At 30.1% G+C, this 13,725-nt stretch carries 13 protein-coding genes; 5 read left to right on the top strand and 8 right to left on the bottom strand.

The genetic code is table 4. The features are described 5' to 3' along the window. The first annotated feature begins 354 nt into the window (after positions 1 to 354). Together H6411_RS02450 and H6411_RS02445 are read left to right on the top strand one after the other, a co-directional pair. Complete coding sequence (locus H6411_RS02450) at positions 355 to 1,536, top strand: hypothetical protein (protein WP_216083061.1); 1,182 nt, start codon at positions 355 to 357, stop codon at positions 1,534 to 1,536. Between the two features lie 24 nt (positions 1,537 to 1,560). After that, a complete protein-coding gene (locus H6411_RS02445; RefSeq protein ID WP_216083060.1) occupies positions 1,561 to 2,700 on the top strand; it encodes a hypothetical protein in 1,140 nt (379 codons plus the stop codon). Between the two features lie 11 nt (positions 2,701 to 2,711). Here the strand turns inward: H6411_RS02445 and H6411_RS02440 are convergent, their stop codons facing one another. From H6411_RS02440 to H6411_RS02420, 5 genes are all read right to left on the bottom strand, one after another. After that, a complete protein-coding gene (locus H6411_RS02440) occupies positions 2,712 to 3,509 on the bottom strand; it encodes a hypothetical protein (RefSeq protein ID WP_216083059.1) in 798 nt (265 codons plus the stop codon). A 125-nt stretch (positions 3,510 to 3,634) separates the two neighbouring features. Continuing rightward, positions 3,635 to 5,104, bottom strand: coding sequence for an MIP family Ig-specific serine endopeptidase (locus tag H6411_RS02435; RefSeq protein ID WP_216083058.1), 1,470 nt, complete (start codon positions 5,102 to 5,104; stop codon positions 3,635 to 3,637). A 319-nt stretch (positions 5,105 to 5,423) separates the two neighbouring features. Continuing rightward, a complete protein-coding gene (locus H6411_RS02430; protein WP_216083057.1) occupies positions 5,424 to 5,930 on the bottom strand; it encodes a hypothetical protein in 507 nt (168 codons plus the stop codon). Further along, on the bottom strand, positions 5,930 to 6,700 hold the full coding sequence (locus tag H6411_RS02425; protein ID WP_216083056.1) for a hypothetical protein: 771 nt from the start codon (positions 6,698 to 6,700) through the stop codon (positions 5,930 to 5,932). The genes H6411_RS02430 and H6411_RS02425 overlap by 1 nt, the downstream gene beginning before the upstream one ends. A 243-nt stretch (positions 6,701 to 6,943) precedes the next feature. Then, on the bottom strand, positions 6,944 to 7,732 hold the full coding sequence (locus tag H6411_RS02420) for a hypothetical protein (RefSeq protein ID WP_216083055.1): 789 nt from the start codon (positions 7,730 to 7,732) through the stop codon (positions 6,944 to 6,946). A gap of 314 nt (positions 7,733 to 8,046) precedes the next feature. On the opposite strand from H6411_RS02420, the gene H6411_RS02415 reads away from it, so the two are divergent. The 3 genes from H6411_RS02415 to H6411_RS02405 all read left to right on the top strand — a co-directional run bounded on the left by H6411_RS02415 (position 8,047) and on the right by H6411_RS02405 (position 11,651). After that, positions 8,047 to 9,051: a hypothetical protein gene (locus H6411_RS02415; RefSeq protein WP_216083054.1), complete on the top strand. Its 1,005-nt coding sequence runs from the start codon at positions 8,047 to 8,049 to the stop codon at positions 9,049 to 9,051. A gap of 535 nt (positions 9,052 to 9,586) precedes the next feature. Beyond that, positions 9,587 to 10,450 carry a hypothetical protein gene (locus tag H6411_RS02410; RefSeq protein WP_216083053.1) on the top strand — a complete coding sequence of 288 codons (864 nt, stop codon included), beginning with the start codon at positions 9,587 to 9,589 and terminating at the stop codon, positions 10,448 to 10,450. A 385-nt stretch (positions 10,451 to 10,835) separates the two neighbouring features. After that, positions 10,836 to 11,651, top strand: a complete 816-nt coding sequence (locus H6411_RS02405; RefSeq protein ID WP_216083052.1) for a hypothetical protein — start codon at positions 10,836 to 10,838, stop codon at positions 11,649 to 11,651. A gap of 9 nt (positions 11,652 to 11,660) precedes the next feature. Here H6411_RS02405 and H6411_RS02400 read toward each other — a convergent pair whose 3' ends face one another. The 3 genes from H6411_RS02400 to H6411_RS02390 all read right to left on the bottom strand — a co-directional run bounded on the left by H6411_RS02400 (position 11,661) and on the right by H6411_RS02390 (position 13,610). Next, on the bottom strand, positions 11,661 to 11,984 hold the full coding sequence (locus H6411_RS02400) for a hypothetical protein (protein ID WP_216083051.1): 324 nt from the start codon (positions 11,982 to 11,984) through the stop codon (positions 11,661 to 11,663). Between the two features lie 219 nt (positions 11,985 to 12,203). Continuing rightward, the gene (locus H6411_RS02395; protein WP_216083050.1) at positions 12,204 to 12,710 is read right to left on the bottom strand and encodes a hypothetical protein; all 507 of its coding nucleotides are present in this window, start codon (positions 12,708 to 12,710) and stop codon (positions 12,204 to 12,206) included. Between the two features lie 111 nt (positions 12,711 to 12,821). Next, a complete protein-coding gene (locus H6411_RS02390; protein ID WP_216083049.1) occupies positions 12,822 to 13,610 on the bottom strand; it encodes a hypothetical protein in 789 nt (262 codons plus the stop codon). Positions 13,611 to 13,725 lie beyond the last annotated feature (115 nt).

Raw genomic sequence — 13,725 nt, 5'->3', positions numbered from 1 at the left:
TATTTATTTATAATATAGGTGTTATCTCAATATCATATCGATTTTTATGTTTGGTATGTTCGAAGTTTTATAAAAAACAATAACAAATTATTAATTGGGGGTGTGTTGGATGGGGAAAAAATTATTTATTAAAATAAAAAAATTTTTTTGTTTGTTCAAAAATCTAAGATTTCTGTTTCATAGTCTAGTATTTATTGATCCTTTAGAGAATTTTTGTAAGTGTAAAAAACATAAATTAATCTAATTCTTATTCTTTTGGTTTCATAATTCACATTTATTTTTTGAGAATTTACTAAAAATTAATATTTTTTGAATATTCACCTTTTTTAGAATGCCGGCAACTTCAATGAAACAATGTCTATATTTTCAACTATTGCTAAGGCTGTAACAGCTACTGGCGTCGTATCAGGAGCCGCAGGTGTAGGCTCCAAAATGTATTTAAAAAATGGTCATGGTTTTGGAACCATGGATGTAAATTCAACTTCTAATACTACTGATTCAAATACTGTACCTTCAGCTAATTTTGAATCACAACCTACTAGAAATGAATCTTCAACTGACCAACCCCAACAAGTTACAGATACAACCAAAACAACTTATGGATCCTTATTAAAAGAAAAGAAATATGAGTTAGTAAAGACAGAAACATCTAATGAAATCATCTTAAATATCATGATGGAAAGACTGGATCCTACAAAAGACAGTCTTAGCTATTCAACTGGGCAAAGATTTTCCGGAAGTGCTCAGGTTACTTTCCAGATAAAAAAATTCGATAGCAGAGTAGGAGATAAAGATTATTCATTAACGGTTCTACAGAAACCACAGGAAAGTTTCATAAATTCTTGAAAACAATCTTGCATAACTGCTTTAGATAGAGAAGTAGATAGAACAAAAGCAGAAAAAACAACTACAGATGAAGGCAAAGAACTTGCAAGATTAAGAGAATGATGTACTGAACCCACAGTTGATCAAGTTCTTAGAAGACATAAGTTAACTCCTCTAAATACAGACAATACTAACGATGACGAAAAGTGAAAAACAGTAATTGCTGGAGGATGATTTAAGAAAGAAGGAGATAAGAAAAACTGAGAAGAGCAGTCTTTTGTTTCAGCTAATGAAATTGATACCTTTTTAAAAGATAAAAAAGAAACAGGAATCAGTCTTACATCAGAGGTAACAAAAGAACAGATAGATTTCTTTAAACAAAAATGTAAAGCTGAACTTCAAAAACCATTTACCAGAACTAATTTCTATTTAACTACTCAGTTTATTAAAGGAATAAAAGAAGATAACAAACCAACAATCGATCCATTCCAAGAATTAGCTTTATTCTGTGTAGAGTCTATGAAAGCTTCTGACTATATCACTAAGGCTTTACAAGGAGATGTTCAAACTTCAGTAGTTCTAGATCAATCTGACTATTGTTATATGACAGAAACATCCAATAACTTTGATTCTTGAACTACTAATAATCCTTTAGAGGGTAAATCTTTCTGATGTGCTGTTAAGGCTTTATATAAAGCTAAGAGCAAATAATAGTTAATTCTCAATGAAACCATCATGAAAGTTTTTTCATATCTCTTTACTAAATACGGGATCCCTATTTTGTTTGTTGGTTCAATAGGTGGAGGGGTAAAGCTTTACTTCAACAAAACTTGATATTCATTTCAATCTGTAAGTAGCGCAAAAGAATTTTTAGATGCTAATTTACCAGCTCTAGAGAAGCATAAGTCATATTTGGAAGTTCTTCAGGAGGCTAAATATACTGTAGTAAATAAAGATACTAGCGAACAAGTTCTTCAGAATATTCTTACTCAAAGGTTATTTCCAACTAGACATGCTCAGCTACATTATCCAGTTAACAGAATGTTCTCTGGCAGTAAAGCTGTTACTTTCAAACAACAAACTTATACAAATAAAGAAGGAAAAACAATTAAGTATTTAGAAAAGCCTACAAAAGAAGATACAGAAAACTTAAAGCAAGCATGTATTCAAGCTTTAGCAGGCACAAAACCTGAATCACAATTTGCTGTTCCTAGAGATAATGCAACAAAAGAAAATAAAGAAACATTTAGTGAGTTGTCAAGATTAAGAGAATGATGTACAGAGCCTAAAGTTAAACATGTTCTAGCAAGGCATAAATTAACTCTTTTAAATACTGATGAAAATAAACATGAAGATGATACTGATTGAAAAGAAGTAATTGCTGGAGGTTGGTTTAAGAAAGAAGGAGATAAGAAAAACTGGGAATCACAGACATTTATAAAAGATACAAGTACTTTTTTAGGAAATAAAAAAGATAGTAACGGAATTGAAAGTATTTCAGATGTTACTGAAGAACAAATAAAAGCTCTTAAAAGACAATGTCAAGTTGCTTTGGAAAAGAATTTCGAAAGAAAGAGTTTTTACTTAACTAAAGACTTTATTGATGAGATTAAAGACGGTAATAAACCAGATTCAATAGATGAATTCCAAGAAGCTGCTCTATTCTGTTCTAAACCTATGAGTGCTGGAGATTATGTAAAAAAAGCAATGCAAGGAATTGTTGATGAAAAATTAGATGCTGCAGATAAACAGGATTACTGTTTTGTAGATGGTAAAGATAAACCAAATGATTATTCAGAAATAAAAACAAATAATCCTATGTCAGGCAAAACTTTCTGGTGTGCTGTAAGAATGGTCTATGATCCTAAAAAATAATTAGAGCTGATTTATTCAGGAATTAAGAAACAAAATCTTTTGATATCTGCCTCAGTAAATTTAATTTTTTCATCCACCCCTGTAATTTTCTTATCGTAAGCTTTCTCGCAAGTATCTCTTACTGTATCATTAATTTCACGCCTTTGTTGATGTTTCTTCTCATATAAAGCGGCAAATATAGAATCCTTGGAAGCATGTTTGCCAGATGTAGTTTCTAAATTTATTTCATCAAAAAATTCTTTGTTTCTTCTGCTTCAGAAAGCTTCGTTTGGATTTGTTGTTTCGCTTTTTTTAACCACCACTAATTTATTTTGAAATTCATCTTTGCCTCCAAATTTGCCTGCATAACTAGATTTTTCAGTAGCAGAAATTAATTTTGTTTCCTCTCCTAATAAAGAACAATAAGTTCATGTATTTGTCTTTTTGCCGTTAGTAACTTGATTTTCTGCTTGTTTGAAAATTGCTTCACAAATCTTATTTAAAGATTTATCTTCCTCTCCTTCTTTATTTGAATAACCTTTGTCAATCTTTTCTTTTTGGAATTCATTGCTTAGTTGAGGAGGAGATTGTGTTTTATCTTTATCAGTATTTCACTTATTAAAAAGAGCTTCTCATGCATCTTTATTCTTTCTATTAAATGGATCAAGAAGATATATACCGTATCTCTTACCAAATGTATTCTCTTCATATTTAGAATTATCCAAACTTCTGATCTCTGTATCTATGAAGTAGTCTCAGGCAAAATAACCACCTCCACCCAGAGCTGATACAAAAACGATTACTGTTCCTACTACTTTAAAAACTGACATTGCCAATTAAAGATAAAGTCTATATAGAGCAGAAAATTTCTATATTTGTAGTTAATCTATGTTTTTTCGTTATTTGTTGTGTAATTAATTTGAAAAAAAGAACATAACTCTAACAAGGAGAAACTCTAAGGTTGATCACTATTCTTTTTCCATTTTCTTAATTCCTTCATAAAGGTATTTATATTTGGATATTCACTTAAAAGTTTGCTTCTGTAAGAATCTCTCTGTCCTGATACTCCTTCTATTAAGTCATATTCTGGAGAGTATTCTTCGTTTTTGTCATTCACTAATTTATGAGCTCTAATAGGTTCAATACTTGCGATACTGTTTTCATAATTTTTGGTTCCATCAATAGCTAGATTTTTAACTGCTCTAAATAATCCAACAACATTTCCATTCTTGTCGGTAACTAAAGATCCTGAAGAGCCTTTTCCAAGTCAAGAATTAACCATAGATCAATTGCATCCTATTAGTTTGACTTTCTTGTCTTTAAAAGGTTGATCTCCTAATCCATTTACGTTTTTACATCTTCTTTCGTAATTGGGAGCTAATGAATGTTTACTTATAGGAGAATAATTTCCGAAAGCTTGATAAGTCATGTATGCATTTGCTGAATAGCCAGCACTGAAATAGTTCTCATAAGGTATCTCAGTTCATTTTTTATCTTCCTTTGAGATCCTATCCTGTACGTTATTAAAGAAATCTAGTTTCTTATATCTTTTATTTATTTGTCTAAAGTAATTTAAAGCATCACTTTCTTTTGTAGTTAAGCTTGTTTTCTTTTTTAGATGATCTTCAAATTTGTGATTTAAGTAATATTTCCTGTAGAAATTTTTAGTTACAAGTTTTGCAATAGAAGGACTATCGAAATTTACTTCAACAATAGCAAAGTCTTTGTAATAGCTTGTATTATTAGGAAATAATTTTTCGGTTAAATAAGAGGGTCTCGTATTTAAGAAATCAATAGAAGAATAAAACAGTTTAGGTTTTTCTATTTCTGCTGCATATACATTAATTATTCCTGGCTTAGGCTTTGTATATGGTTTACTTGCATCAACTATTTCTCATTTATCTTTAGCTACATAAGAAGGATCAACTTTATTTCATTTTGAAGGAATTTCTCATAAAGGCATCTTGTCATATTCTGGCGAATGGTCTTTGGCTATCAAGAATTTCCCGACACTATTTATCGTGTTGTCATTTTTCACAGAGATTCCTTTTGATTTTCTACTGTTCTTAGAGTTTCCATCAGGAAAATTAAATCTGCTTACTACATGATAATTAGTTGCAAAGAATCATTTAGTTGGGTATTTTCATATATCATCTTTCAACTCAAAATCTAATATTCAACCTGTCCCTCGCCCTCCATTTAGAAACATAATAACTTCATAATCTTTGATTATTTTTTCCATTCTGTAAGCTTCTTCCTCCTCTATTTCTTCTAGTTTTCTTTCTGGAGGGAGATATTCTTCAGGAGTTACAAATACATTTTCAAAATCACTTGCTTGATATTGTTCTGATACTTTTTGAATTAGAGGAGAAACAAATATGATTACGCTAACAAAAGAAGAAATTAAGAAGGGGTATAAGAACATGTATAAAAAATAGTGTCGGAAAAGAATTATAGGCTAAGGTCAATAATTCTTAGATGTGAATTTATATAGTCGATTTTTTTGACCTTCTTAAAAATAATGTTGTTTTAAATGCTTGTATTTTCGCAAAGTTAGATAGTGAGATAATGTTTCATTAAGGTGGTTAATTTTTTAAGCTCTGTAAATGTTTATAGGGATATTGAGAATTAACTATCCTGAAAACTTGTTTATTTTTTGTAGTTAAAAAATAGATCTTTAGTGAATCGGGTATCAGAATTTTTTTACTGAAACTATGAGAATTTAGAAATATATGTTTTTTAATTTATGCAGATTGTTTTTCTTCGTTGAATTCAAATTTAGAACAGAACTTAAATACTTCTTTTTCTTTTACTTTATTTGTATCCGTTGATGGCGTGTAAGTCATTTCGTAAACTTCTTTACATTTATTTTTAAGTGCATCTGCTGTAGAGTGTTTAGTTGATTTATCTGAATACAACTGTTTGAAGTTTAAAGTAGTGTCAGTAGCACTTTGTCCGGTTCCATGTTTTTCTGGACTTACTGTTCCAAAGAATTCAGATTGTTTTTTAATCCATCAATCTTTATTTTCTTCTGCATTAATTGCCATCAATTTATCTTTGAATTGCTCTCCTCATGTTCCAGCTCCATAACTATTTCCACTTTCAGATGTTTTCTTTTCTTCCCTGCCTTTTTCTCTAGACTGTTGAATAGTTAAAGTTTTGTCTTCAACTAGTTTGTAAACTCCGTAACCAGTTGCTCCTGCAAAAATAGTTCCTGCTCCCGCTATGGATGCAGCCTTAAGTGGATCCACTAGTTACTTGATAATAAGTGAAATGAACAATTGCTTTTAACAGAAGCAGGGGTTGGATCGCTCGTAGAATTCATATTGTAAGCTTCTTCACATTTGTCTTTTAAACTTTCTCTTTCTTCTTTGCTTTTATCTTTGTTTTTGTCGTAGAAAGTTTTGAAAAAAGTGTTGCTTTCTGTTTTACCATCTGCAGAAGCAAAAAACTCTTCTTCTTTTATTTTTCAAAAATATCCATTTCTTGCATCTTTAGTAGATGCAAGATCTGTATGCGTTTTTATGACAGAATCGGCTGGATATGCTTCCTGTTCGTTTAAATCTTTAATTGTTAAAGGTTTAATAACGAATACTGAACAATAATGCCACATGTCACTTTCATATTTAGTATTCTTAAATGAAGAATCTGTTTGTTTCTTAAAAGCAGCTTCACAAACTTTGTTTAAATGAGTTTCACTTCCTCCGCTTTCTTTTTTATATGCTTCTTTAACTTTAGAGAATTCTGAACTTAAACCATTTTTTGAGCCTCAAAATAGAATGTATTTAAAGGATCACTCTCATCATTCTTTATTGCTTTCCTCATCAGGATTTACTAGATATTTACTGTAAGTTTTCCCAACGGTATTCTCTGAATAAGTAGTACTTAAAGAAGTTCCTATTTCCGCAACTGTTTTGTAAGTTGGCATATCAGGAATATAGAAGTAATTCTTAACACCATAACCTCCACCTGCTGCTGCAATTGCAGCAACTCCTGCTCCTGCAGCTAATTTATTCTTCATATTATCTATATATTAACACTCTGTTTTGTAGAGTGGAGTAGCGAAACAATTTTGCATGCTTTTTCTACAGTCATAAACTATCTCTTAAGGGGACTTGTGTTGATATCTCAAAATGGATAACTAATTTCTCAAATCGAATAGTTTAAGTATTGACTTTATTTAGACTTCAAAAACAGATTTATAAATAAAGTAAAAAGAAAACTGTTTGCTTATATTAATTTTTTGTACGTATTGTTTTAAAAACTAATCTTTTTGTTTTGGATCTTCCTTTTCTGCTTTTTCAACCTCTATTCCACAAAATTTAATAACTTCATTTCATTTTTCATCCATATTATTTGGCTTGTCTTCTTCATATTTAGAATTACATGTTTCCTTTATTGCATTTATCATTTCTTCATCAGAAGTCTTAGATTTAGCTTCTTTAAAGAAGCTTTCATCAACTAACTTAGTTTCCTCTTTGCTCAAAAGATCAGCTTTTTCTTGTCATATCCAACCGTTTAAAGGGACTCATGGATATATCAAACTATCTAGATGATCAGCTGCAAATTTACCTGTGTAATCCTTTTTTTTCAATTCAGTAACTAAATCTAAATCTATATAGATCCTTATTCCGTTTAAAGAACAGAAATTTCAAACCTCTGTTCATTTGTATGTTTCTCCTTTCTTATGAGAATCATCATCAGACCTGTATCTTTCTTCACATACTCTTTTCAATTCAAAGTAAGCATGATATTTTTCGTTTTCATCTGAAGAAAGAGCTTTCTCTTTTACTGTAGCAAAAAAGCTACCTTCAACTAATGAACTAGTATTTCCTATCTCTGTTGTTCTAATTCTTCAAAATCAATCATTTTTTGTATCTGATGTATCTAGAAAGTGATATGCATATATTCCCCCAAATTTGTGTTTGTAGACTGATGTACTCATATTTAACGTTTCGACTTCTTGCGTCATATTTGTTAGCTTTTCAATACCAAACACACCACCGCCTACTGTACCTCCTGTTAAGAAAGCTATTGCTACTAATCTACTCATATCAGGATCGCCACTTTATAAAGATTTTTCTATAAAAAACAAATTTATGATTTTCGGATTAAATTTGATTTCTCCATATTAAAGACAAATTTAAATATTTGAGATTTCTCCCCTAATACTTTATTCAACTTTATCAATATAAATTTATTTCTAACATATGTAGGAAACATGAATTTGAATAATAAGTTACATGACTAGATAAGACAAAACTAACACAAAAACTGAATCTTAATTAACTGGGCAAAAAACAGAGTTACTGAAGTTTGATTCATTTTTCAAATTTCTTATTTAAACGCTTCGTCACTCTAAGAAAAATGCTTTCAGAAACAAAAATTACAATTGCCGTCGCAGCTATTGGAGGAAATGCAACTTTAGGTGTTTCTATTCATGAATTTTTAAAAGCTTGTTTGCTTAATAATGTTGTTGAAGATGAAGCTTTTCTAACGTTAGATAATTCAAATATAAAAACAATTATTCCGGCAAGAAAAAAGACAGTAACAGTTGTTTTTGATGAGAGTAAAAAAGCTAATTTTGATCCTAGAGCTCATGCAAACGCATCTCCTTCAAAAATTGATAGTAGATATTACAAAAGTCATACTTTATACGAAATGAGGCATATAAAAGAAGAGCACCGATCAAAACTTGCAGCTTCTAAATCAGAAAATAAAGATTGATGAGAAACTGCTTATAAAAGCAGAAAGTACATGATAAAAAACCAAAAATTTTCTTCTCCATCTGTGAAATTTATAGGAGGTTACAAAAGCGGAATAATTTGAAATTTGGAAAAAGATTTGTACATGAATCAGTTTTGTTATCGAATCTACGGAAGTCCAACTAAATATGAAGAATATAAAGATTTATTCTGATTAGTTTGTTCTGTAGATGGTAAAGATCCGACAGAAGGAAGCTCTGTAGAAGGAAAAATTTCTTCCGGGAAAAGAGCTTCATTTTCAACTGAAGGCAATAAAAGTAAATCAATAATTTATATGACCTTAGGTCAAGCGAAAAAGAAGGAAGAAGATTTAGAAAAATTAAAAATACAGGAGAGCGAAAGAGATAAATTTGTAGTCTATGATTGGAAAAAAGATTGATGAGAATGGTCTTTTGAATATAGATTTCAAAAAGACATAAAAGATGAAACCAGCGCTTTTCCTTTGAGTAATAAATTTAAGAATATAAGAAATGGTTGAGACGAAAAAATAGAGAATGATACATCTTTAAATAAAGTTTGCAAAGACTTTTATGAATCTGATAATTCATCATCAGATGAAGTAGAAGACGCTTGAAGATATTGTTCAGATACTGGTTCTAGAATATAAAAATTTTTCTTAATAAAAGCGTAAATATACAAAAAAGAAAAGCCGTAAATTTTAAGTACCTTAAATTAAAAAACAACTCAAAAATTTAAATTTAGCATTTAACAAATATTGTTAGAATAGCAAATTTTTAAAAAACACCGTTTTTTATTGTTTACAAACAAAAGTAGTCATTCTTTTATGGAAAACAGAGAAGAGGTCGCTATTAAGAGGAACTGAATAAAAACTTAATATTTGTCAATTATCGCTCAGATTTAGTGAAATTAAAAAGAGACGGTATTAAATATTATTTTCAAAATTTATTGCTCTCCGATATCAATCTTTTACGAAGAAAAAACAAAAGAGTGTGTAGAAAAAGCTACACCACCAAAAGTGGCGCAAATTCACAAAATAGGAGCAGTTTCTAAATTTAACTATTCCTGCATAAGAATTGGTTTTTAATAAGCAAATTAAATAACCCCACAAATAGGAAATATGCCGTTGAGAAATTATTTCGATTTCTGAGAATAAATTTATCCAGAAAATCTACCTAACGACCATGACCCACCCCAAAACAAAAATAATAAAGGGCACTGTTACACAGATAGTTAGCAGAGAGTCACGGTCTTTTCCTTATAAAGACGAAATTAGAAAAATTTTCAAAAAAGAGATATTTAATAAAAGTCCATTATTAAGCACAAAGGGTGTTTTGGATGCTCGTTTGATTGGGTTAACAGTTGAATATCTATCCAAGTACTTATGCGGTTGAGACGTTCAAGAGGCAATCACTACCTTCAAAAATAATCTTGTTTTATTAGAAAACATGAGTCAAGAACATTTTGAACATTATCTTCAGACAGCTGAAAGACTAAATCAGGAAGAAGACAGACAGGTAAGTAATGACTTAATAAGTGATTTCATGAATTTATCTGCTTATGACAGGATTTACAGAGCTGGGACTGGAGTAGAAGCTGTTGTCGAATTGCAGAATTCCAATAAACCTAGTGAAGAAGAGTTCGAATACATAACTCAACTTATTAATAGATCCATGGAGTTCCTGAAAAAATGCGAACCTATGTTTAAACATCCTCTTAAGTTCAGGCCAGAAACTTTTAAACATTGTTCACATTTGTCTAACGCAGATGGAGATTTCTACTCAGATTTAACCATTTTGGATTTCAAAGTAACAAAATATAACGGCGTTTACTCTGATGACTGTCTTCAAGTTCTCACTTATTGACTTCTTCAGAGACTAGAGAATAACCTATCAAATTCTAAGTTTGATAAAGAAATTAAATATATCATGATTTTTAACCCTAACTACAATGCCTTATATACTTGCAAAGTGGAAGATGTAACAGAGGAAATGATAGATTTCATTTGTGAGAGAATCATGGGAGTAGATAAGAATTTAATCTTTTAATATTCGAGTTTATTAGATCAGAAAAATATCCGATTTTTAAAAGTATTTGAGTTATTAGCAATAGTTTTTAATATTTCATTAGATGATCGCACAACGCAGAGTTTTTTTGAGATTTTTTTATATAAATTATTTTTTTGTATTTACAAAATTCAACATCCAAAGGATTAATAAACCTAAAAATTATCTTTTTCTTTCTATTTATTTGAGTTTTAGTTTTGGTTGCGTAACTATATCTACGATGATCGTATATCTTTACAGATGAAGTAAAAAGCTATTTTTATGGATTGAAGATTTATAAGATACGGGTTAGGAGGTCTTATATTGAATACCATTTGCTCTCTTGATTTTTACGAATACAAGCAAAATTAAAATTCAGTAAAACAGGATGGCAGTATTTAAAGTTGCAGCTATGACTGGAGGTGTAATACTTTTAGGAATTGCTGGTACTTATGCAGTTAAAAATTGACTCTTATCATTATTTAATCAAAAACATATAACTTCGCCCCAGACAGGAACATTTGGTGAAGATTTTCAATTGCATTTTTTAGATACCACAGATGATGAAAACGATCTCTATTGAGAATTTAAGTTGAAATTTTTAGAAGAGGTTAAGGCAGGAATTCACGATTCTAAGAGAGATAGTTCTTCATTAAGTAATGAATTTAGTACACCAAACATAGAAAATATAGAAGCTTTAAAAAAGATTTGTGCTGCGGCCTACAATAAAAAAACAAAAGATATACATGTTTCAGGAGGTGTTACCGCAGATGATGCAGATAAATTAAACAAATCTAAATATGAAGAGAATGTATGAATGTTCTGTTCTATGGACAAAATTATGCCTGTTACTTTAGGTGTTTCTCCTAGCGAAAGAGATAAAAGTTATGAAAAATATGAGATAAATTCAAATCCGTCTCCAAAAAAAGAAAATACTAAAAGGTCTTCTTTAGTTTCTTCAATATGAGTAAATGCTTCTTTTTGAAAGAGACAAACAAAAGCGTTTTTTAGTTGAGATATTAGTTTGTTAGAAACAAATTCAGCTTTAAAAGAATTACGACAAACAAATGATAAGTCTAAGAGAACATGGAAAGAATTAGCGAGAGTTTGTGAAAGCCAATATAAAAGTGAAAATAATGAAGAAACAACAGATGAAGTAGTTTTTAAGGTTTGTTCTTTGCGAGGTAAGACTATACAAACTTAATTTTTATATTTAAACAACTTCTTTAGTAGGTTTATCGCATTCTCCAACATCAGTGGTTATTCCTACTTCATCACCATCATTCACTGTAGGAAACTCTAGTATTAAATCTCCAGATCACAAACAAAATTCAGCTTGCCCTTCCTCAACATAAATAGCAAATTTTTTGCCTTTATCTTTTCTATATCCGTTAAATTCCTTTTCTTTGTCCAATTCACTCTGAATTTCTTCTTTTTCTTTTGTCATTACGCTTTTTGTAACTGCTCAACTTGCTGTACTTGCAACAGTCAAAGCTCCTATGGCCAAAGTTGGTTTGACTAAATTTGTAAGTTTCATTTGAGAGGTCGTATGTTCTCAAACTTATAACTTTTTAAAAAATATGATCTTTCCGAAAATCGTATAAATTTTCAATATTTATTTGCAGATCGAATGGCTTTTTTTGTTTTTTAAAAGCAAAATGCGCTTGAAAATCAAAAGACTTTCTTGTTGCAATGCAATAGCAGAAATAAAAAAGACTTATTTAATTTTTGAATTGTTGTAGGTTAATAAAAAAATCTATTTTGCGAAGCATAAAGATTCGAAAAGTTGTGGAACTTGTTTAACATCCTCATCTGTCATAGTTCCTTTTATTTTTAGTAATTCTTCTTCTGTTTTATCTTTTACTAACTCGCATCAATTGGAAATTCAGTTTGTTACTTTTGTTAAGCTTGATTCTTGTCCACTTTTAGCTTCATCTACATTGTCATAAGTAACATATCTAGAGCTTTCAGCATTTGAAATACCTAATCAATTATTAATCTGAACTGAGTTGTTCTTGGCTGTTACGTATCACTGAGAATCAACTTCTTGCAATTTACTTTTTATTTGTTCTAAGTTCTTACCTTCGTAACTTTTTCCTTCCTCCTCTTTTTTCTTTTTAATTTGATCTAAAAATCCAGGCTTTGAGCTATTTACATTTGCAGAAAACGAATCAGATTTTTTTATGGTTGCAGCTATTGTTCCTCCACCTATCGCTAATGTACCACTTGCCCCTCCTAAAGCTAATTTACTTTTATTTGTCATTCCTACTTGGAAAGTTTCTTTGCTTATATAGATATTAACAATCAAATTAATACAAAATTTGAAAGACGTATAAATAGAAATTTTTCTAAAAGTATTTTTAGAAACAAAAAATTATGATGATTTAGTTTTACCTTGAAGGGAACAAAACTTTAAAGTTTCTAAATCATTAACATCGCTGCTTTTATATTTGTCTTCACAAACTTTTTTGAATGCATCTACTGTTTTTTCAGATGCGTTTGGTTTTTCATGTAGATTTTTGAAAGGTGAATTTGCTTGGAATGAAATGTTCCAACTGAAGAATGATTTAGCTTGTATCTCTCAGAATTCTTTGTTGTCAAAACTTTTAATAGAAACCAAAGATTTTTTCTTGTTTTCTCCCAATTTACCAGTGTTGCCTTTGTATTCGCTTTCTACTCCTTCTTCATATACTAATTTAGGTTTTTGTCCCGCTAAAGAACAAAAGGTTCATATATTTTGTTCATATTTAAATTTGTTTTGTTTTTCTGTGTTGCTTTGCTCGACTTCCTCCGCAACATGTATTTCCTTGGATGTTTTTTCATAAGCAGACTTACATGCATTTTTTAAAGCTTCTAGATCTTTAATAACGTTATTTCGAAATTCTGTACTTAAAAATTTTTCCTCTTGAAACCCTTCCTCTCCGCTTCTGTTATTTCCTATATCTCTAAGATGTTCTAGTCTAACTTCTCATCAAGGATCATTTCTATTATCTGACGCATCCATAAAGTGATATTGAAAGTCCTCTCCAAACTTTCCAGTCAAAGGTTTTTCAATACAAACTTTAGGATTTGGTTCGCCGAATAAAGTAGAGATGTAATAACCTCCTCCGCCTCCAACAATAACTAATCCTCCTGTAATTACTGCAGCTTTAACAATTGCCATTCTCTTGATTTAACAGAAAATGTGAATATATAAGTAAATACAGTTATTTATGAATATGAATTCAATTAAATGAAAATAAAAACTTAAACGAGAAAGCATTAAAGAGAAATTTTTT

The sequence above is a fragment of the Candidatus Mycoplasma haematohominis genome (assembly GCF_902712995.1).
GTDB classification, from domain to species: domain Bacteria; phylum Bacillota_I; class Bacilli_A; order Mycoplasmatales; family Mycoplasmoidaceae; genus Eperythrozoon_B; species Eperythrozoon_B haematohominis.
This window is presented reverse-complemented; position numbering and strand designations above follow the sequence as displayed.